The organism is Rhodococcus sp. NPDC055024 (assembly GCF_053608585.1).
In genome coordinates this window covers 890,526-910,107 of the sequence record NZ_JBSGVT010000001.1, presented here as the reverse complement: position 1 = coordinate 910,107, position 19,582 = coordinate 890,526, and the positions used below count along the sequence as shown (strand labels likewise).

Annotated in this window: 19 protein-coding genes; 7 read left to right on the top strand and 12 right to left on the bottom strand. The window is 61.7% G+C overall.

What is annotated here, in order from left to right; genetic code table 11:
• Positions 1-48: 48 nt before the first annotated feature.
• Positions 49-1,728, bottom strand: coding sequence for a hypothetical protein (locus ACWF6P_RS04150; protein WP_452620079.1), 1,680 nt, complete (start codon positions 1,726-1,728; stop codon positions 49-51).
• Positions 1,729-1,927: 199 nt separating this feature from the next.
• Entirely contained in the window at positions 1,928-2,587 is a 660-nt protein-coding gene (locus tag ACWF6P_RS04145) for a TetR/AcrR family transcriptional regulator (RefSeq protein ID WP_452620078.1), read from the bottom strand.
• Between the two features lie 162 nt (positions 2,588-2,749).
• On the opposite strand from ACWF6P_RS04145, the gene ACWF6P_RS04140 reads away from it, so the two are divergent.
• Together ACWF6P_RS04140 and ACWF6P_RS04135 are read left to right on the top strand one after the other, a co-directional pair.
• The gene (locus tag ACWF6P_RS04140) at positions 2,750-4,225 is read left to right on the top strand and encodes an aldehyde dehydrogenase family protein (protein WP_452620077.1); all 1,476 of its coding nucleotides are present in this window, start codon (positions 2,750-2,752) and stop codon (positions 4,223-4,225) included.
• Positions 4,222-4,959: an SDR family oxidoreductase gene (locus ACWF6P_RS04135; protein ID WP_452620076.1), complete on the top strand. Its 738-nt coding sequence runs from the start codon at positions 4,222-4,224 to the stop codon at positions 4,957-4,959. The genes ACWF6P_RS04140 and ACWF6P_RS04135 overlap by 4 nt, the downstream gene beginning before the upstream one ends.
• A gap of 82 nt (positions 4,960-5,041) precedes the next feature.
• Here ACWF6P_RS04135 and ACWF6P_RS04130 read toward each other — a convergent pair whose 3' ends face one another.
• Positions 5,042-5,683, bottom strand: coding sequence for a TetR/AcrR family transcriptional regulator (locus ACWF6P_RS04130; protein WP_452620075.1), 642 nt, complete (start codon positions 5,681-5,683; stop codon positions 5,042-5,044).
• Between the two features lie 289 nt (positions 5,684-5,972).
• Here ACWF6P_RS04130 and ACWF6P_RS04125 point away from each other — a divergent pair, with 289 nt between their 5' ends.
• Entirely contained in the window at positions 5,973-7,322 is a 1,350-nt protein-coding gene (locus ACWF6P_RS04125) for a lipase family protein (protein WP_452620074.1), read from the top strand.
• A gap of 48 nt (positions 7,323-7,370) precedes the next feature.
• On the opposite strand, the gene ACWF6P_RS04120 is transcribed toward ACWF6P_RS04125, so the two are convergent.
• Genes ACWF6P_RS04120 through fepB form a run of 5 tightly spaced genes read right to left on the bottom strand, consistent with a single transcriptional unit; the run spans position 7,371 to position 12,210 of the window.
• A complete protein-coding gene (locus tag ACWF6P_RS04120; RefSeq protein WP_452620073.1) occupies positions 7,371-8,228 on the bottom strand; it encodes a siderophore-interacting protein in 858 nt (285 codons plus the stop codon).
• 21 nt (positions 8,229-8,249) lie between these two features.
• Positions 8,250-9,068 (bottom strand): ABC transporter ATP-binding protein, encoded by an 819-nt coding sequence (locus ACWF6P_RS04115; protein ID WP_452620072.1) that lies wholly within the window; start codon positions 9,066-9,068, stop codon positions 8,250-8,252.
• Between the two features lie 25 nt (positions 9,069-9,093).
• Complete coding sequence (locus ACWF6P_RS04110) at positions 9,094-10,149, bottom strand: FecCD family ABC transporter permease (protein ID WP_452620071.1); 1,056 nt, start codon at positions 10,147-10,149, stop codon at positions 9,094-9,096.
• Positions 10,146-11,192, bottom strand: coding sequence for a FecCD family ABC transporter permease (locus ACWF6P_RS04105; RefSeq protein WP_452620070.1), 1,047 nt, complete (start codon positions 11,190-11,192; stop codon positions 10,146-10,148). The genes ACWF6P_RS04110 and ACWF6P_RS04105 overlap by 4 nt, the downstream gene beginning before the upstream one ends.
• A 4-nt stretch (positions 11,193-11,196) precedes the next feature.
• A complete protein-coding gene (gene fepB / locus ACWF6P_RS04100; RefSeq protein ID WP_452620069.1) occupies positions 11,197-12,210 on the bottom strand; it encodes a Fe2+-enterobactin ABC transporter substrate-binding protein in 1,014 nt (337 codons plus the stop codon).
• A gap of 107 nt (positions 12,211-12,317) precedes the next feature.
• Between fepB and ACWF6P_RS04095 the strand changes: the two genes are divergently transcribed.
• Positions 12,318-13,931, top strand: a complete 1,614-nt coding sequence (locus tag ACWF6P_RS04095) for a helix-turn-helix domain-containing protein (protein WP_452620068.1) — start codon at positions 12,318-12,320, stop codon at positions 13,929-13,931.
• Here ACWF6P_RS04095 and ACWF6P_RS04090 read toward each other — a convergent pair.
• A complete protein-coding gene (locus ACWF6P_RS04090; RefSeq protein WP_452620067.1) occupies positions 13,919-14,296 on the bottom strand; it encodes a VOC family protein in 378 nt (125 codons plus the stop codon). The genes ACWF6P_RS04095 and ACWF6P_RS04090 overlap by 13 nt on opposite strands.
• Before the next feature lie 97 nt (positions 14,297-14,393).
• On the opposite strand from ACWF6P_RS04090, the gene ACWF6P_RS04085 reads away from it, so the two are divergent.
• From ACWF6P_RS04085 to ACWF6P_RS04075, 3 genes are all read left to right on the top strand, one after another.
• Positions 14,394-15,119, top strand: coding sequence for a TetR/AcrR family transcriptional regulator (locus ACWF6P_RS04085; protein WP_452620066.1), 726 nt, complete (start codon positions 14,394-14,396; stop codon positions 15,117-15,119).
• 26 nt (positions 15,120-15,145) lie between these two features.
• A complete protein-coding gene (locus tag ACWF6P_RS04080; protein WP_452620065.1) occupies positions 15,146-15,553 on the top strand; it encodes a hypothetical protein in 408 nt (135 codons plus the stop codon).
• Between the two features lie 101 nt (positions 15,554-15,654).
• Positions 15,655-16,017, top strand: coding sequence for a hypothetical protein (locus ACWF6P_RS04075; protein ID WP_452620064.1), 363 nt, complete (start codon positions 15,655-15,657; stop codon positions 16,015-16,017).
• Positions 16,018-16,024: 7 nt separating this feature from the next.
• Here ACWF6P_RS04075 and ACWF6P_RS04070 read toward each other — a convergent pair whose 3' ends face one another.
• The 3 genes from ACWF6P_RS04070 to ACWF6P_RS04060 are packed head-to-tail and all read right to left on the bottom strand — an operon-like array spanning position 16,025 to position 19,526.
• Positions 16,025-17,662 carry an AMP-binding protein gene (locus tag ACWF6P_RS04070; RefSeq protein WP_452620440.1) on the bottom strand — a complete coding sequence of 546 codons (1,638 nt, stop codon included), beginning with the start codon at positions 17,660-17,662 and terminating at the stop codon, positions 16,025-16,027.
• A gap of 14 nt (positions 17,663-17,676) precedes the next feature.
• Positions 17,677-18,141 (bottom strand): MaoC family dehydratase, encoded by a 465-nt coding sequence (locus ACWF6P_RS04065; RefSeq protein WP_452620063.1) that lies wholly within the window; start codon positions 18,139-18,141, stop codon positions 17,677-17,679.
• Positions 18,142-18,155: 14 nt separating this feature from the next.
• Positions 18,156-19,526 (bottom strand): MFS transporter, encoded by a 1,371-nt coding sequence (locus ACWF6P_RS04060; protein WP_452620062.1) that lies wholly within the window; start codon positions 19,524-19,526, stop codon positions 18,156-18,158.
• Positions 19,527-19,582 lie beyond the last annotated feature (56 nt).

The following is a 19,582-nucleotide window of genomic DNA, read 5'->3' as shown; positions in this document are numbered from 1 at the left end:
TCATTGTCGCCCAGCCGATCCTGTCATGCCAACTACTCGTCATACCAACTACCGAGTCGGTGCATCTTCCGGAGGCAGCAAGTGAGCGCATGTCTCTGCACCGGCCGCACGCGCTACTCTCTCCGCCGGATAACCACCCGCGAGTTCCTCACGGGGAGTGCTGTCGAGCGCAAGCAGGGCGTCGCCCATGACCAGCGTCTGCTGGTGCATCCGTTCGAAGTCGATCGCGTCGGCGCCGAACGACGGAGCCCACAGCGACCACGGGCCGGAGATTCCTCCAATGGTCGGAATCAGTCGATTGTGGAAGCTGGTACCGAGGCCACCGAAGCTGCAGAACATGGGAACCCGAGTCGGTTGCGGCCGGTCGAAGCCCCGCAGAACTGCCGTTCGATCGAGGGGATGAGATTTGACCGCTGCGACCAATGCGTTGACCAGTGCTGGACTTTCAGTTCCGGCAAACCACGAGTACGGTTCGCCGGCCCCGGTAAATTCGAGCCTCTGACCAGGTCCATCAGTTCGATCGACGGGCAGAATCTCGCGTGTACCCATGTGCTCCACGGAGAAGTCGAAGGCGACGGATCCGCTGTCGTATTCCTTGTCCAGTTCCGTCGCGTACCGATCCGTTCCCTCTCGCGACATATGTAGATGTGCACTGGCAAAGACGAACTCGTAGGTTCGCGGACGGCATTCGAGCGGCAGACGCGAAAGATACTGTGCAAGTGCCAGAACTGCAGCGCTGCCATTCTCCTGTACCCAGGTTGCCCCGTCGGTGTGGGTGTTGATCACGATCCTTTCCTGACTCTGCCCGGGGATCGTGGCGATCAGGTTTCGAGTGGGAGCAGAATCGACGTCCGCCAGAACTGAGATCTTCGCTTCGGTTCCGGACTCCGCCAACTGCTTGAGCCGGACAGCTTCGTCGATACCCGCCCACACCGCGGGCACGGTGAAGTGTGTGCCGTTGTGCGGGTCGAAGTAGCCTTGAATCTGTTCCGCAGGAACGTTCCACGCGAGGATCAGCCCGGCTGCGCCAGCGAGTCCTGCTGCCAGCGGGTCTTTTCCGAGCTCGGCAGTGAACGGCCGTTCGTAGTCACCCGCCAGCGGAAAGTCGGGTGTCATGTAGTGAGAGAATGCAGCAAAGGTCGCATAGGGCACTGCCGGAGTCTGGACGTCGCGAATCACGATGCGCCCCTTTGAGTTCTCCGGTGTGATCGCGGTGCCGGGTGGAAGATAGACCAGTGGGGCCGTGCGGCCTTCGTCGCCCGTAGGCAGTGAGTACGGGACTGCGCCTGCGGTTCGTAGAACCTCGGGTGCAGTATCCGGCTGCAACACCGCCAGCTTGCCGGCCGCCACAAGGTCGCGGCCAGCGCCGCCTGTCGCCAGTGGCGACGGCTGCCAGCGCTTGATTTGATATTCGTCCGATGCGGTCTCGACGCCAGGTAGAGCACGCATGCTGTCTTCGACCCAGTCGATCATGCTCTCGTGCTCGGCGCTTGCCGTCGATCGAAGACCGAAGCCGGCAATCTTTGCATTGAGGTCGCGCAGATCTTCAGCCGTGGCGAACGATGCCGGGTCGATCGACTCGGGGCAGGCCGCAACAGGGCCCGTCGAGCCGAACGAGCCGGCGGAACCGGTTGAACCAGTGAATGGTTCCGCGTTCGCTTGGGCGACGCTCGTGATTACGAGAAGTGCGGATGCCGCAATCGCGGGTATCACGCTACGAAGGATCATGAGGGAGTCTTTCTGTTCGAGCCATAAAAGTTACAGGCGTTTCTTTTATACAGGTTCGTATGACGCAAGTCACGCAGAACTTCTTCGAGACGCACCATCCAGGCACTTCTCGACCCGGCAAGGCACAGGTCGACTCAGCTCAGTGCGACACTGCTCAGTTCGACACTGCTCAGTTCGACACTGCTCAGTTCGACACAGCTCAGTTCGACACGGCTGAAAGCATGGCCTCGACCCACACGCCGGCCTCTGCCGACAGAGCCTCGATCGACCCGCTTCCCGGCTCGTCGAGCGCATCGGACGCGAGCTGCCGAATGGCATAGACGGCTCCGACATACGCACTCAGCGGAACTCGCGGATTACCGGGGGCGCGCTCACGCTCCGCCTTGAGCACCTCGGACATCCCGACCAGCGCCGCCCTTCGTTGCACGCGCGCGCGTCGCCCGAGCGCATCCATCTCCACTTGAAATGCTCGTGCCACAACAGGATCCGCATTCAACGCTGTGAGGTAACCCTCGACCACATCGGAGATGGCGTGGCGCTCCCAGGCAAAAGAACCGACCGGCAAGATCCCCCGAATACGAGTGAGCAGCACTTCGATGAACCTGCCGTACGCGGCAAAGACGCACGCATCCTTGTCGGGAAAACACTCGTAGAAGGCGGCTGGCGAAATCTTGGCTCGCTTGGCGATCTGACGAACCCCGACACCCTGATAGCCCGACTCCGCCATCAGTTCCGTCGTAGCGATCATCAACCGCTCACGCTGCGCAGTCAGAACGTCATCCCTACTCAGTTCATGCCTACCTCGCGGCAAATCCGGCGGCGTAGTGAAGAACACGCCCTCGGTAATTCTCGCCGTCACCGCCCCGCCTCTCACCGCCGCATTCTCGACTTGATCAAAGTGAGAGTAGCCAACGGACTCCGCCGTTGACGGAGAGGCCAGTTCAACAGCCAACCATCGACAAGTGTACGAAACGTACAGTACAGTTATCTTCGTCAGCGACTGACCGATCTAGGAGGTTCCATGGAGGGTCAAGCAGTTCGTGAATACGGTGCGTTCATCGATGGATCGTTCCGAGCCATGGGCACATCCACATTCGAGGCACGCGACGCCGCTTCCGGCGCTCTGCTCGCCACACTGTCCCGATGTGGGGCCGAAGAAATCAATGATGCGGTCGAAGCCGCCGGACGGGCGTTTCCGGCGTGGGCAGGCCTGACGACCGAAGAACGATCCACACAAATCTTGCAGTTTGCCGCACTGGTGGAGGAACGAACTGAAGAGCTTGCCCAACTCGAGTGTATGGACACCGGGCGACACATCAGGGAGATGCGAGAAGACTATCGGGCCGCAGTGTCGCACCTACGATACTTTGCATCAGTTTCGTTGGCGCACCACGGTTTCGGCCGCGAATTGGCCTCGGGGTACCTGGTTGCGAAACGGGTGCCCTTGGGCGTGTGCGGACAGATCATTCCCTGGAACGATCCCGTTGTGATGACGGCATTCAAGATTGCGCCCGCTCTCGCTGCCGGAAACACCGTCGTACTCAAACCTGATGAAAATGCCTGTGTTTCAGTCATGGAACTGGCGAGGATCGCCGCCGAAGTGTTCCCGAAAGGCGTTCTCAATGTTGTACCCGGCCTCGGCGAAGAGGCCGGCGCAGCCCTGATCAGTCATCCGAAAGTCAGCAAGCTCGCTTTCACCGGGAGCACCGAAGTCGGCAGACTGGTGGCACACGCCGCAGCAACCCGACTGATCTCGACCACTCTCGAACTCGGCGGCAAGAGTCCGAGCATCGTCTTTCCTGACATCGACGACGTCGATGCTGTGGTCGCCGACGCAACCTCTGGCGTCCTGATGTGCAATGGCCAATCCTGCTTAGCCGGAACACGTCTGTTCATCCACGAGGATATCTACGACACCTTCGTGGAAAAACTCGTCGCCGCATTCCGATCGTTGCGAGTCGGGCCACCTCTGAGCGAAGACACCGAACTGAGTGGCCTGATTCACCAAGAACATGCCGATCGTGTGATCTCGATGATCAATTCCGGAATCAAAGAAGGCGCACAACTACTTACCGGCGGCAAACGAACAGTAGTGCCGGGATTCGAAGCCGGAAACTTCATCGAACCGACAATTCTGGAGGTCACGAACTCGATGCGAATTGCGCAGGACGAAATCTTCGGACCTGTTTTGTGCGTCCTCAAGTGGAACAATTACGAGCAAGTGATCACAGAAGCCAACGACACTCCATACGGACTCGCTGCCGGGATCTATACGTCGAACTTGAAGAACGCGATGGAAACCGCCGATCGTCTTGCGGCGGGCTGTATCTGGATCAATCAGTATTTCAACCTGGGAGGCGGCGTTCCCTTCGGGGGATTCAAGGAAAGCGGTCTCGGGCGAGAGTTCTGCCTCGAAACGCTCAACGAATACACCCAACTCAAATCGATCACTGTAGTCACGTCGACTCCCCCGTCAAAGCAAGGATTCACAAGTTGAACGTCACGGGAAATACCATCTTCATTGCCGGCGGAACCTCCGGAATCGGCCTCGAACTTGCACTGGCATTGCAGAACGAGGGGAACAAGGTAATCATCGGTGGACGGCGATCCACTCTGCTGCAAGAGATCTCGAGCGAGCATCCGAAGATCAGTACCGTCGTCATCGACGTAGACGACACGAATTCCATCCGAGAGGCGTATGAGTCTGTCACGCAAGACTTTCCCGACCTGAACGTCCTTGTGACAATGTCGGGAATCATGTACCCGGAGGATCTGAAAAGCCCGGACTTCCTCGACGTCGCCGAGCGAACGATCACGACGAACCTACTCGGGACCATTCGACTGGTCGGCCAGTTCATTCCGCATCTGTTGACGAAGCCCACAGCCACCATCGTTACTGTGTCATCCGCCGTCGGCTTCGTCCCGCTACCCATCACTCCGACCTACAACGCCACGAAAGCTGCTGTTCATCTCTTCACCGAGAGCATGCGAGTTCAACTCGCCGATACTTCGATCCAGTGCATCGAGCTCATCCCACCGGGCGTCCGCACCACACTGATGAACCAGGAGAACTCGGAATCGGCCCTACCCCTTGACGATTACATCGCCGAAACCATTGCGCTGTTGAAAGCTGACGACAACGCCACGGAGATTGTGGTCGAGGCCGCCAAGCCACTTCGCCATGCCGAGGTCAACGGTGAGTACCAGAACGTGCTGAAAATGCTCAGCTGACGGTGCCGAGTTGACACGCATAACAACGCTGGAGAGGGCAGTTCACCCTCTCCAGCACAAAGGATTTCAACGAATAGGCCCCTTAGATACCGTTCCGGAGCCCACGAACTGCATGATCGATGATCGAGCGCACCGTGTTGTCGTCGATACTCGCGTGCCCCACCAACGTCCGATAGATCAAGGGTCCGAAGAAGAGATCGATCGCTTCCTCGATCTCGATGTCGTCGCGGAAGTATCCGGACTCCACACATCGTCGAATCAGCTCGGCGAAGCCACGACGACGTTCGTCGAGGAAGAAGGTACGGAAGTACGCTGCCGTCGTCGGATCGTTGGCACACGCGCCGACAAGTTCAGCGAAGATCGAACCGAGCGGTCCTCCGTAGAACTTTCCGATGTCCCCGAGGTAGTCGTTCAAATCGGCTTGCGCACTGTCAGACTCCCGAAACGTCAAGTGCCGGGCCATGAGCACACCGAACGCTTCAGCGGCGATCGCCTGGCGCGACGGCCAGTGCCGATACAGAGTTACCTTGCTGACGCCCGATTGTTCGGAGATCGCATCGATGGTCGCGGCCTTCATCCCACCGGACTTCAGAAGGGATTCCGCCGATCGGAGGGCCTTCTCGTGGGCCACTTCACTACGTGTGCCACTTGGAGGAGTGAGCAATCCCGTCTCGGTATTGCCGGGATTGCGAGACACCCCCTCGCTGGGAGTGCGTTTGCCCATGCGTCCTCCTTTGCCCGTCAACCCCTTGCAGCACAGGGGCTTTGTTGATGTCGAGCGCATACGGCCCGAGGCACCCGATGGATGCGATAGCTACTAGTCGTATCGTACACATGACAGCAGAATGAGAGCCTCACGGCAGCTGATCATCCCTCAAAGCCATTGCATCCAAATCTGATTCGAATGAACAAGACAAACCCCCTCGTTTATTACTCAAAAGTAAGATAACGTGTGGGCGCCATCACAACAGTTCGTCAAGCGCAAAGTGACATACGAAATCGAGGGGTCGGCCGTGGCATCAAGGATTCTCTTTCGGGGAGTGGTGGCACTGACAGCCATTGCACTCACGGGCATCACAGCACCAACTGTCGCCGCGCAACCGTCGGCAGATCCCTTCTACCAGTACGACGGTTTGGCACCGCTGTCTTCGTATCAGCCTGGGGCCGTTCTCAAAACGAGAACCTTGCCCTATCACGTCGTCAACATCCCCACCCCGCTTCAGGCCGTACAGGTGCTGTACCGGTCGACCGACGCTCTGGGCCGGCCGTCTGCGAATGTCACCTCGATTCTTCGACCGCCCAACGCCCAGCCGGACAAAGTCGTCTCGTTCCAGTCGGCTTACGACTCACTGAACCCAGAAGACGGGCCGTCACGGGCCGTCGCGGGGGACACCCCGATCGGCAGCCTGACCACCAGTGGACGCAATGTCGCCTTCGGCGGGACTCTCGCTTCCGGCGAAGCCGTCATGTTCGGTCCTCTACTGGCGCTGGGCTACACCGTCGTCATTCCCGACACCGAGGGCCCGAACGCAGACTTCGCGGCGGGACCCGAGTACGGGATGATGACTCTCGACTCCATCCGCGCCGCTCGCAACACTCCCGAGACAGGTATTTCCGACTCAGCCGAGATCGGCCTGATGGGGTACTCGGGTGGTGCAATAGCCACCAATTGGGCGTCCATCCTCGCACCGGACTACGCCCCGGACATCAACGAAGACCTGATCGGCGCGGCCCAGGGTGGACTGTTGGTCAACCCGGCAAACAACCTCCGGTACGCGAACGGAAGTATCGGTTGGGCAGGCGTTGTCGGGATGGCAGTCGTCGGACTCGCCCGTGCTTACGACATCGATTTCGATCCGTACATCAGCGATCGGGGACGTGAACTCCTGCCTCGCCTCGAGGACGCCTCGATCGGGAACGTGATCCTGCAGTATCCGGGAGTCACCTGGCAGGACATTGCCAAACCCGAGTACGCCAATCCCAACTCGGTATCCGAGTACGTCGACGTCGCAAACAAGGTCAACATGGGCAGCGCGCCGATACCCACCATCCCAATGTTCATTGCCCAGGCGGCAAACGGAGTTCTCGAAGGCACCCAGCCAGGTGGGCCCGGCGTCGGCCCCGGCGACGGCGTCATGGTTGCCGGGGACGTCCGCACACTCGCCACTCGTTACTGCGACGCAGGTCTACCCATCCAGTACGACCAGTACGACACCATCAGTCACGTTCCCGGTGGCGCGCTGTGGCTCCCCGGCGCCATAACCTGGCTCAACGACCGTTTCAACGGGAACCCAGCGCCGAACAACTGCTCGAACATCGCACCGGGTAACTCGCTGGCGCCGGAAGAGCACGCGGTGGGCTGAACAATCCAACCGACGTCGTTAGATCCCGCGTCGTCAGATCCCGCGTAGTCAGATCCCGATTGCCAGATCGTCGATATCTGCAAGCGTGCCGCCGCTTTCGAGGATGCTCGTGTAGTTCCGAAGTCGGTTCTGATCGATCTCGGTGGTGCTGACCCCGCGCTTCCAGTAGCCGAAAACAACCACGTCATCCTTCGCCAGGCCGACGGTCTTACGGAAATGCGCTCGGATGGAACGCATCTCGTCGCGCTCCCCGGCTCCCCACACCGCGTAGTCCCCCGAATTCTCGAGCTCGAGAGCATACTCGGCGAGGCGTTCCTCGACGTGGTGCAATTCGAGGCCGGGGATCACGGGCAGTTCCGCGAACGCCTCGGCGTCACCGGTGGCGACCCAGCCGACGCCGGTCAGGCCCTCGGGCCACTGAAGCAGAATCGAATAGAGAGCGGGTATTGCGGTGTCGTCGGCGAACAGCGCGACACGACGACCAGCGATCTCGGGAACGAGGAAGTGCGGGCGAGGACCGGTGAGCGAGAACGAGTCACCCACACGGCGCTCGTCGGCCCACCTCATCATCGGACTGGTGTGCCCGTGCAGCACGACGTCGAAAGTCATCGAACCACTCGACGCGTCGAACGTGCGCACTGTGTAAACACGAGAAACGTCGTCGTATCGCGGACCTAGCTGGATGCGAAATGCGACGTTGGGACGCAACCAATTCGGATCATCCGCCGACGAGGTCAAGTGGACCGTGATGCGCAGGATGCTCTCGGTCGGGCGTTCGACGCGTTCGACGACGGCGACCACGTCGTTGAGGCCACGGTCATGATCTTCGCCGCGTGGCGCTTTTGCCGACGCAGTGGTTTCAGTTTCTTCGGGTCGGGATTCTTCAGGTCTAGGTGTGGTGGTCATCGTTTTCTCCTGATCGTGGTTTCAGCTTTGGACGGGTAGCGGGGTGACAGGTCGGCGATCGCGCGGAACAACAAGTGGCCGTCCGGTTTCCGGATCGTCGAGAACCAGAGCCTCGAGGTCGAACACTTCGCGCAACAACTCGGGGGTGAAGACCTCCGAGGCACTGCCCTGCATGATGATTTTTCCGGACCGCATCGCGACCACATGCGTGGCATATCTGGCCGCGAGGTTCAGGTCGTGCAGGACCGCGACCAATGTTCGACCGGACTGGTGAAGTTGGGAACAGAGGTCGAGAACTTCGATCTGATGGGCGATGTCGAGAAAGGTGGTCGGCTCGTCGAGCAACAACACCGGGGTGCGCTGCGCGAGGGTCATGGCAATCCACACCCGCTGTCGTTGCCCACCACTCAGTTCGTCCACCAATTGATCTGCTGCATCGCGCATTCCGACCTCGGTCAGCGCCTCGGAGACAACTCGCTCGTCTTCGGGTGACCATTGGCGCAGCATGCTCTGGTACGGATATCGGCCGCGGGAGACGAGGTCGGCGACACTGATCGCTCCGGGGGAAAGCGGGGACTGCGGCAACAGAGCGATTCGCCGGGCCACTTCTTTGGTGCGGTAGGACCGAATATCGTTACCGCCTAGCACAACCCGGCCCGATCGGGGTGTGAGCATTCTGCCGAGCGCTCGGAGCAGAGTCGACTTGCCGCACCCGTTCGGTCCGACGACCACGGTAAACCCGCCGTCGGGGATCTCGAGACTCAACTCGTCCACGATGGTTCGATCGGCGTACCGAAGCTCGATCTTCTCAGCGCGCAGCCTTGATGTCGAAGTGGTCATGAATCTCTTTCGTAACGAGGTTTTTTCAGGCCTGACGGGCGAGCAGCCAGATCAGATAGGCACCGCCGAGCAGACTGGTCACAAGACCGACCGGCGTGCGGAGACCGACCTCGACCGCTTGCGCGATCAAGTCGGCGCCCGCCAACAGGACAGCGCCGAGCAGGAAGGAGGTTGCGACAAGAACACCGCTGCGCCGCGCCAACCGGCGTGCGATCTGGGGAGCTGCGAGCGCCACAAATGCGATAGGACCGGTGGCGGCTGTCGCTGCTCCCGTGAGCGCGACCGCAAGCAGGATGCCGGCGAATCGGTATCGCTCCACCGAGATTCCGAGCGAAGACGCTGCATCGTCACCCATCTCCATCATGGTGACGCGCCTGGACACCACGACGAGAGCGGGAACGAGAACACCAACGGCGATCGCAACACTGACCGCGTGCGGCCAACCGCGCCCGGTCAGCGAACCGGCCGTCCATTGCTGCACCACGGTGGCGTCGTCGATATCCGCGCGCACCACCAGGAAAGACATCACGGCGCTCAGCATCGCGCCCACTCCGATTCCGACCAGGACAAGGCGAAGGCCGCCGCTGACCCCGTCTTTACGTGCCAGGGCGTACACGAGCAAGGCGGTCAGCATGCCGCCGAGAACAGCGGCGCCCGCGGTCTGCAGTACCCCGCCGCCGAAGAACACTATCTGGACCACCGCCGCTGTCGCAGCGCCCGTCGTGAAACCGATGATGTCCGGCGAGCCGAGAACGTTGCGCGAAAGCGTCTGGAAAACTGCGCCCGCCACACCGAGGCTGCCGCCCACCCCGATCGCCGTGATCAGCCGTGGCAGACGGCGATTCTGGACGGACCGAACCGCCGCCGCGCTGCCTTCGCCGTGCAGGGCGCGCCACACCTCACCCAAGGACAGGTCCAGGGTCCCGTACATCAGCGTGGCAAAAGAGAGTACCGCCAGTGCCGCACTGATTGTCATGGCTACGAACAGCGCTCGCGGGACGATTCGCCACGACACTGACCCGATTCGAATCACCCAGCCGCGAAACAGCGGTGGGACCGGCTGCGCTGCAATATTGTTCACAGTGATGCCACCCGCCGCGAGCGAACGAGCGCGACAAACAACGGGCCTCCGAGCACAGCCACTGCGATCCCCGTCTGGAGGTCTCCCGGTGCGGTGGCAACGCGGCCGAGAACGTCGGCCAAGAGCAGGAACGCCGGCGCGACGACGAGCACGCACGGCAGTAGCAACCGCAGATCCGGTCCGACAACGCCACGCACGATGTGCGGCGCAGCGAGCCCCACGAAGCCGAGTGGGCCTGCGGCCGCAGTGGCGGCTCCCGCCAGCAGGATGACTGCAACAGCGGAACCGACCCGGGCGGGTCCGGTGCGGGCGCCGAGCCCTTTGGCGACGTCCTCGCCGAGCGCGATCGCATTGAGTGGTCGAATCAGTAACAACGACAACACGATACCGACAATGACGAAGGGCAGGATGGTGACGATCACGTCCCCGCCGCGGCCCTGCAACGAGCCGACCGCCCAAAATCGGAACTGATTGAATGCGGCCTCGTCGCTGATGAGAACCATGCTGGTGAGCGCCGTGATCGCCGTCGCCACAGCGGCACCGGCGAGCGCCATGCGCGCTGGGGTCGCGGCGCTGCGATGCGCCGACCCCAACATGTACACACCTACCGAGGCAATGGCCGCGCCGGCGAGCGCGAACCACAGATAACCGCCGACCGAGGTCACCCCCAGATAGGCAATCGCAATCACAACTGCCGCTGACGCTCCGGCGTTCACCCCCAGCAACCCCGGATCGGCCAGAGGGTTGCGGGTGATCGACTGCATCAGCGCACCGGCCAGTCCAAGCGCGGCCCCGACGACAAGCCCGAGAATTGTTCGAGGCAACCGCGATTCGATCACGATGAGGTGCTCGTCATTGCCGGCGTCGTAGGAAAGCACTGCGTCGATCACAGTGGAGGCCGGGATGTTACGAGAGCCGAGGACGAGTCCACCGATGGATGCCAGCACGATCACGACAATGGAGACGACGACCAACAACCCCGCACGCGCGGCTGTCCCAGACCGCAGCGGCGCTTCGGTCCGGGACTGCGCAGAAGTGGTCACGCGATCATCCACCGAACGTGGACACCAGTAGCTCGACTGTCTGCTTTGCACTGAAGTAGTCGAGACGGAAAGCTGCCGTTCCCATCGCGTAGACCCGATCGCCCTTGACCGCAGGTTGATTCGCAAGGAGCGGGTCGGCCGCGAGTTGCTTCTCCACGTCCTTGGGGCCCATCGAGACGGCAAACAGCGTCTGCGAACCGTCAAGTGCGGCAGACATGTTCTCGGAGCTGACGATCGCGACGCCGGAGGCGCCCCGCTTGTCCGGGGCGACAAACTGTTCGGAGGGCTCGGCATAAGTGAAGCCGAGCGAGGTCAGCAGATTGCCCTGCGGGCTGTCGGCTCGGAACGTCCAGACCCCGTCGGCACCCATGTAGACCAGTGCCGTCACCGGCTGCTCGGGAAGTTTCACCTTCCCGGCCTGCGTGGTCACCCAGCTGTCGTACTCGTCGACGGTCTTGTCGGCCTCGGTCTCGAGTCCGGTCGCCGCTCCGAGCTGAGCCGCAAGCTCCTCCCAGGAGCTGGCGCCGTAGTCGAGAAGAACGGTGGGCGCGATATCGCTCAGCTGTGCGTAGGCGTCGAGCGTCGAGTCGCCGCCGTTGGCGGACCCGATGATCAGATCGGGCTCGAAGGTCTCGATCGCGTCGAGGTCCAGCTCGAGATTTCGGTAGAGCACCTCGACGCCACGATCAGCCGCCACGTCCGACCACTGAGAGAAGAATCCCTGACTGTCAGTCATTCCCGACGGCGTTGTTGCCGCACTCGCGACCACCGGTGCACCGATCGCGAGCAGCGTGCCGGTCAAGGACGGCGAGGTGGACACGATCCGAGTCGGCTTTGCGGTGATCTCGGTGCTGCGGCCACCGTGCTCGACGGTGCGCGGCCATCCCTCGGTGAACCCGGAGGTTTTCTGGGTGCCCTCGGTTCCGGTGTCACTACCTGACGAATTCGAGCAGCCGGCTAGAGCGAGGGCGACGACCGCGGCGAGTATTGCCGCCGCCGGGCGTAGAGATCTGCGCATGAGTATGTGGCTTTCTGACGGTACGAGAGTTGCCGCTGCGAACGCAGACCGACCGAGAGGTAAAGTTAGCCATACTTAAGTAGCAAGGGTTGTCCAGGAGCGCCAACGTGTTACCACTATCGGGAGGGTCGGACACGGTCGACTTGGGGCCGATCCGCGCCGGCAGCACCGAACTCAGCACCGGCCGCTCACCACTCTTGTTCTGGGTTCTTGCAGGCAGCGGACGCGTCAGAGCCGGATCGGCCGTCCACGAGATACCGGCAGGCGAATTGCTGTGGATCCCGGCCGGCGTGCGATACGCGATGGAGACGGATTCGAATTCCGTCGCGTTCCCCATCCTGCTTCCGCCCTCTGACGGCGTAACCGACGGACCAACGGCCGTGACTCGCCTGCGCGTGCCGCCGGGGTGGGAAGACAGACTGATCCACGAGTTCGTTCACAACCTGGGCTATCTGCGCGGAGACGCGGAAAGGCCGACGTCTCTGTTCGAAATGATCGCCCGGGCGGACGACGGATGCACGTCGCTGCCGCGATTGCCGCAGTCACGGGAAGCGTTCGAGATCGCGCACGCCCTGTTGCGAACACCTGGCGCCGACGACACCGAGGGACAGTTCGCGAAGCGCGCCGGGATCAGCACTCGAACGCTCCAGCGGTATTTCGTGGAGGAGACCGGCCTCACCTTCACACGCTGGCGGCTTCGAGCGCGGATCGCCGCCTCGTTGGAGTATCTGAAGCAGGACCGCGAGATCGGTTGGATAGCAAACGAAGTCGGCTTCGAAACGGGCAGCGGATTCACTCGCGCGTTCCGAGCCCAGTTAGGAGAGAGCCCGAGTGACTATCGCCGACGGGCCCTCTCCCGCCCAACCGAACGCAGTGCGCGCATCGACAATGACCAGGCATTGGTCCGCATGCTCGCAGAGCCCGAACAATCCGGGGACACCGCGCCGCCGATCCCGGCCAACGCGACGTGGCCGCGCGTCAACGGCGCCCACGTCGCAGTGTGGGTCTACCGAGGCGAAGCTCGGGTGGATGTCGCCGACCGCAGCTGGGAACTGCGCACCGGCGAGGCAATGATCCTGCCTGCCGGCGTCCGCAATACCGTCGCAGTTCCGACGGGCTCACTGCTGCTACCGCTCGGCTTCCGTGCCTCGAACGGGTCGACCGTACCTGCCGACGCCCTCGAGACAGTCCAGTTCTCCCCCGAACACGAATTGGCCCTGTTGCACACATTCGTCGCCGCATACACACCCTTGCGGCCACGTGGCCACGACGGCACCGCGGTGTTCGACATCATCGCCACCGGCCCTCTCGCGCAATCGGTTTCGAACGAATCCGTCGCCGATTCGATTGCCACACGACTGGCAGCGACAATCGCCGCTCGGCCGGCCGACCCTCGCACACTGGACGAGTGGGCGCAAGAGTTCGGCACCGACGCGGCCCGTCTGCGCCGGGAGTTCCGGACCGAGACCGGCTCCACGTATCCGCAATGGCGCTCCCTTTCCCGGATGACCCAGGCGCGCACCCAACTCCAACTCGGGATTGCACCCGGCACGGTGTCGAGAAACCTGGGTTACGCGCACCTGTCCGCATTCAGCCGCGCGTTTCGCACTGCGCACGGGATCTCACCGCAGCGTTTCCAAGCTCAGTCCGTCGAACGCGCCCTCTGGTTACGTTCGGTGCCGCGCGCCGCCGAGCCGAACACTCGGGTTCACACCCACTGAACGAGTTGCCACACGATTCCGTTGGGGTCGACGAACTGGCAGTAGCGCTCGCCCCACGGTTCGGTCTCCGGCTCGGTGACGACGGAGGCACCTTCGGCGGCGATTCGGGAGAACTCGGCGTCGAGGTCATCGACCACGAATGCGACGAGCATGCCCTGACCGGCCGGACCTGCGACGAAGTCGGGCTTGAACGTCCCGAGGCCAGTGCGCAGGAAGACCACGTTGACCCCTGCATCCGGATGATTCAGGGAAACGAAGCCGTCGTCGGCCATGGCCTCGGTGAAACCGAAATGGGTTTTCGCAAAGCGCGCCGACTCGCCGGTGTCGGCGACGTTCAAGGACAGTGCGGTGCTGGTGATTTTCATCGTGGCCTCCATGATCATAAACCTTGTGCAGTGCATACAGTATGCACCGTATAAGGTATATCACGGTTGAGGTATTCCCGATTCTTGGAGACGACTGATGGCACGCGAACTGATCGACCTACTCTGGCGCGATCACCCCCTCGCGCCGAAGGGTGGCGCCCGCGGCCCGCGGGCGAAGGTCACGACCTCACAGGCGGTCGAGGTCGCCCTCTCCCTCGCGGACACAGAAGGGCTGGACGCGGTGACGGTGCGCCGATTGGCCGCCGAACTGGGAATCTCCGGCATGGCGGTGTACACCCACGTCGGATCCCGCGACGATCTGTTGGTGCTCATGGTCGACGCCGTACACGGAAACAGCCCACGCCTGCCGTACGGAAACATGACCTGGCGCCAACGTGTGCGCCAGGTCGCCGAGGAAGAGTTTGCCCTCTATGCGGAGCATTGGTGGCTCCTCGACATCACCGACCAGCGCTCTGCGTTGGGTCCCGGGACCATCGCGAAATACGACCACGAACTTCATGCCTTCGACGGCACAAGACTGACCGACATCGACCGGGACTCCGCCCTGACCTTCGTGGCCGACTTCGCTCGATCCTCGGCGCAAGCGCGGCGCCCCGACCCTCGAGCAGCCGACATGGCCGAGGTGTGGACCTCCTGGAACCAGCGTCTGGCCGCCTACCTCGGAGACGACTTCCCGTTGGCGCAGCGAGTCGGCGGTGCTGCCGGCGAAGCCAAGAACACCCCGTACAGCCCCGAGGCGGCGTGGGAGTTCGGACTGGACCGGGTCCTGGATGCCCTGGAGGGCCTTGTTCACATCGAATGACATTCCTGCAATTCGTGGGAGAGAATATGTCCGTGCTGCGCTTCGGTTGGTCTCGACGGTCCGGTAGCAACCCCTCGTTGTTCGATCCGCGAGAGCTGTTGCACGCCTACGAGAATCGGTCGACCCGAGAGGTACGAGATTCCGGTGAGCTTCTGATCGAGATTCCGTTGAGCGACGCGAGCATCTTGGAGATCACCATCCCCGACCCCTGTGCAGACTGGATCGAGTCCCGAGTCCGAGGGCTCTGCAGTTCGCTGGACAACATCGACCAACTGGCTCAACGCGTACTTCGCGGGGGATTCAGCATCGGCTGGATCGAACTCGAATCGGAGCGCCACGGCGTCATCGACTACTGGGAAAACGGCATCAACAACGAATACCCCATCTCCATCGTGTGGAACGGAAACTCCTGGGAAGAAGCGCCGACCATCTAGCCCTCAATTCAGCGGCATACATCCGCCAAGACGGGGTAGACGAGTAGATACCAACGGCTCATCGACCGAGCACGTCAACTCAACTCCTGCGGTGGTGAAAAATGTTTCTCAGCGACCAGTCGATCCGTCGCCGCACCCGCCGTTTCGGAGCAGCGCTGACGCCTTCTCACAAGTGGCCTCCTCCTACCGAAACACAGCGCGTCGCGCGCTGGAGTGAAAGATCGGAGATGCTCGGTGCGCTGTCGGTGCTCCTGTTCTGGGCTTTCGGCTTCGGCATCCTGTTGGGTGCCGGCGCGATTACAACAGGGATCTTTGCGCTCCGACGTCACCCGAGGAGGACTGGCGGGCATCTGCTCTCGAATGCCCGCCAGCTGCCCTGGGATGCAATAGTCGGCCTCTTCACCGGATTCATCGGTCTTGCGCTGAGCGGTTGGTTCTTCGTGGTGGTCCTACCCAACATGTAGCCCTCTGCTAGCCAAGTCCGTTCGCGGCGGTGGCCAACGCTCGGAGTTCACGTCGGAGAATCTTGCCGGTAGTGGTGAGCGGCAAGCTGTCGATGAACGTGATCTCCCTCGGGTACTGGTAGAAAGCAAGGCGACTTTTCACGTGGGTCTGCAACTCCTGACGGAGCTCCTCCGAGGAGTTCGATCCCTCAGACAGTACGACAAAAGCGTGCACCGCCTCGCCGCGCAACGGATCCGGAACACCGATGACGCCTGCCATGGCTACCTCGTCGTGCGAGAGCAGGCACTCTTCGATCTCTCCGGGGCCGATTCGGTACCCCGCGGACGAAATGACGTCATCGGCACGTCCCTGGTACCAGAAGTTCCCGGCGTCATCAGTCCGACCCAGATCGCCGGTGTGAATCCAACCGTCGTACACCTTTTCGTCGGTCTTCGACGGCTGGTTCCAATATCCGAGGAACTGTCCGGGATTGCCTGCCTTCACACAGATCTCGCCTACCTCACCTACCTCGACCGGCTCGCCGAGCGGATCGAGAAGGGTGACCTCGAAGCCGGGGAAGACGCGACCCATCGAGCCGCTCGCGGGACTCCACTTCGACCGCGACGTGCCGATGGTCAGATTCATTTCCGTCTGCCCGTAGAACTCGTTGACAGCTACGCCGAGAGTGCTCGCAACCCAGGCTTGCAGCGCGTCACCGAGTGCCTCACCACCAGTTCCCAATGCCCGCAGCTGAATACCACGCGCAGCAGTCTTGTCGACGCCGATGCTTCGCATCTGCTTGAGCGCAGTGGGCGGAATGAAGGCGCCCGTCACCTTGTGACGGCTCAGAATCTCGACCGCACGCGCCGGCGTGAATTTGTCGGGTGTCGCAACGACGGGACACCCCAACGCAAGTGCGGGGAACAGCACGTCGAACAGACCACCGATCCAGGCCCAGTCTGCAGGCGTCCAGAAGACGTCTTCCCGCTGCGGCGCATCGTCGAATGCCGTCCGCATACCGGGCATGTGTGCCAGAAGGATTCGGTGCCCGTGGAGCGCGCCTTTCGGATTCCCGGTCGTTCCCGAGGTGTAGATGATGATGGCATGTGAATCGGGGCCCGTGGCTACCAGTTCACTACTTTCTGCGGCATCGTCGACGAGGCTGTGGAAGTCGAGGATTTGCACGGGCGTCGAATCGGAGAGCTGATCGAGCCTTCCGACCACGATTACGGCTTCGAGACCCGGGATCTCACCGATTCCGTCGGCAACTCTTTCATAGCAGTCCTTCTCGACCACAAGAACTTTCGCACCGGAGTCACGCATTCGATGCACCAATGCGTCGGACCCGAACTTGACCGAGAGCGGAACGGTAACCATTCCGGATCGGAAGGCGCCCAGATGTGTCGCGAGAACCTCGATACCCTGTGGGACCATCACACCGACGCGATCGCCCGAGACCAGGCCGAGATCTGCGAGCACGGTCGCGAACTTTCGGCTCATCGTGGCGACTTCACCGAATGTGTACCGCGCCCAGTGTCCACCGGTGTCTACGACGAGGGCCAAATCATCGGGATTCTGCACATCGACACATGCGTGCGCGATGTTGAAGTGCTCTGGCACAGACCATTCGAAGTGTTCTGCCTCGAGGTCCTGCCACCAGGACAAGTGCGGCCGAGAGCTCACCGAGCACCCACTTCGAGATGGAGCGAATGCGTCGCGCCTACCAGAAAGGAGAAGTCGCCCGAGAAGACAAGGTCTCCATCTTGGTTGACGAGTGAGCCCTTGGACGTCACGATCGCGGTCTCACCGTCCCACCGAGGGCGCACCGACAGCACTTCCGACACTGCGTGCACCGAGTCACCCAGGTACGTCGGCCGGTGGAACCTGACTTGGTCAAGTCCGTAGAAACACTGGAGGTAGCGAGGATCCAACTCCACGAGGCCGAGCAAGGTGGACAGCATGAGGGCGCCGTGGGCGATCTGGCGACCGAAGCGTGTTTGCTGTGCATAGTCGGGGTCGAGGTGAAGGGGATGACGGTCCCAAGTGAGGTCCGCGAAGCTTCGCACATAGTCTTCGGTGACGACCCGCGGGTCCGTTACCGCAATGTCTCCGACAGAGATCTCTTCGAAACTCTTTGTGATCATTGAAGTTTCCCTTATTAGTTGACAACCGTGGAGCGTTGTTCGACGGGCGGCAGATAGGCCCCGTTGTCATCGATGTACATGTCGCGGCTTCCTTCGTCGAGGTCCGAGTCACGGACGAAGTAGACGCTGATCAGCGAAATAACCGACAGGGCAGCGATATACACAGCGACCGCAAACGATCCGCCGGTTGCACGGACCAACATGGCGGCAACCATCGGCGCGATTGCACCACCCAAGAGCACACCGATTTGAAAAGCGATGGACGCTGCGCTGTACCGCACCCGAGCGTCGAACAATTCGGCGATGAACGTCGCCTGCGGCCCGTAGGAGATGCTGAGCATGAAGGCGCCGACGGCCAGTGCCCCGGTGGTGATCCAGAAGTTGCCGGTATCTATTGCGGCAAAGGCAACAAAGACCCACACACCCATGCCGGTGATGCCGACCATCAGGATCCGGCGTCGGCCGAATTTCTCGGACAGTTGACCGAAGATCGGAATGAAGATGACCGCCACGAGTGCAGACACCATGACCGCGCCGAGCATGAGGTTTCCGGACAGCAGATCGAACTGGTCGGCGTACGTCAGGCTGTACGTGTTGAGGATGTAGAAGTAGGCACCCGTGCTGATCATCGAACCGGCGGCAAGAATGATCTGACGAGGATAGTTCTTGAACGCGTCGACCATCGGGATCTTGACCGCGGTGTTCTGCTGCTTCACGCGAGCGAATGCGGGAGTCTCTTCCAACGCGGTGCGAATGTAAAGTCCCACGGCGACCAACGCGATACTCAGCAGGAAGGGAATTCTCCACCCCCACACCAGGAATTGGTCTCCGGTGAGCGCCTTGGTGCCGAACATGACTGCCGTGGCCAGCAGAAGACCGGCCGGCACACCGACCTGCGGCATGCTGCCGTAGAAGCCTCGGCGATTCTTCGGTGCATATTCCACAGCAGTCAGAACTGCGCCGCCCCACTCGCCGCCGACACCGAAGCCTTGGATCAGCCTCAGCAATACGAGAAGAATCGGGGCCCATACACCGATCTGGTTGGACGTCGGAAGAACGCCGACCAGGAACGTCGCGGCTCCCATCAGAAGAAGTGCAAGAACCAAGACCTTCTTGCGTCCGATGCGGTCCCCGAAGTGGCCCATCACAACGCCGCCGAGCGGCCGTGCCAGGAAGCCGACCGCAAAGGTGGCGAAGGAGAGAATCGTCGCGAGCGCGGGATCTGCGCCCGAAAAGAACAGCGGCGCAAAGACCAAAGCGGCGGAGGCACCGTAGATCTGAAAGTCGTACCACTCGATCGTGGTGCCGACCAGAACTGATCCGGCCACCCGCCGTAGGGCAGGCCTGTCGACAGTTGCGGGAGATGGGGGATTCGCGTCGTTCATGTCATTGCTCCTTGTATGGAGTGCCCTGTTAGCTCGCGCACCGAGAGGGAGGCTCG

Bases quoted from the DNA above. Each gene is read 5' to 3' on its own strand.
- ACWF6P_RS04150 (WP_452620079.1), bottom strand. From the start codon at position 1,728: ATGATCCTTCGTAGCGTGATACCCGCGATTGCGGCATCCGCACTTCTC.
- ACWF6P_RS04140 (WP_452620077.1), top strand. From the start codon at position 2,750: ATGGAGGGTCAAGCAGTTCGTGAATACGGTGCGTTCATCGATGGATCG.
- ACWF6P_RS04130 (WP_452620075.1), bottom strand. From the start codon at position 5,683: ATGGGCAAACGCACTCCCAGCGAGGGGGTGTCTCGCAATCCCGGCAAT.
- ACWF6P_RS04120 (WP_452620073.1), bottom strand. From the start codon at position 8,228: ATGACCACCACACCTAGACCTGAAGAATCCCGACCCGAAGAAACTGAA.
- ACWF6P_RS04115 (WP_452620072.1), bottom strand. From the start codon at position 9,068: ATGACCACTTCGACATCAAGGCTGCGCGCTGAGAAGATCGAGCTTCGG.
- fepB (WP_452620069.1), bottom strand. From the start codon at position 12,210: ATGCGCAGATCTCTACGCCCGGCGGCGGCAATACTCGCCGCGGTCGTC.
- ACWF6P_RS04090 (WP_452620067.1), bottom strand. From the start codon at position 14,296: ATGAAAATCACCAGCACCGCACTGTCCTTGAACGTCGCCGACACCGGC.
- ACWF6P_RS04085 (WP_452620066.1), top strand. From the start codon at position 14,394: ATGGCACGCGAACTGATCGACCTACTCTGGCGCGATCACCCCCTCGCG.
- ACWF6P_RS04080 (WP_452620065.1), top strand. From the start codon at position 15,146: ATGTCCGTGCTGCGCTTCGGTTGGTCTCGACGGTCCGGTAGCAACCCC.
- ACWF6P_RS04075 (WP_452620064.1), top strand. From the start codon at position 15,655: ATGTTTCTCAGCGACCAGTCGATCCGTCGCCGCACCCGCCGTTTCGGA.
- ACWF6P_RS04065 (WP_452620063.1), bottom strand. From the start codon at position 18,141: ATGATCACAAAGAGTTTCGAAGAGATCTCTGTCGGAGACATTGCGGTA.
- ACWF6P_RS04060 (WP_452620062.1), bottom strand. From the start codon at position 19,526: ATGAACGACGCGAATCCCCCATCTCCCGCAACTGTCGACAGGCCTGCC.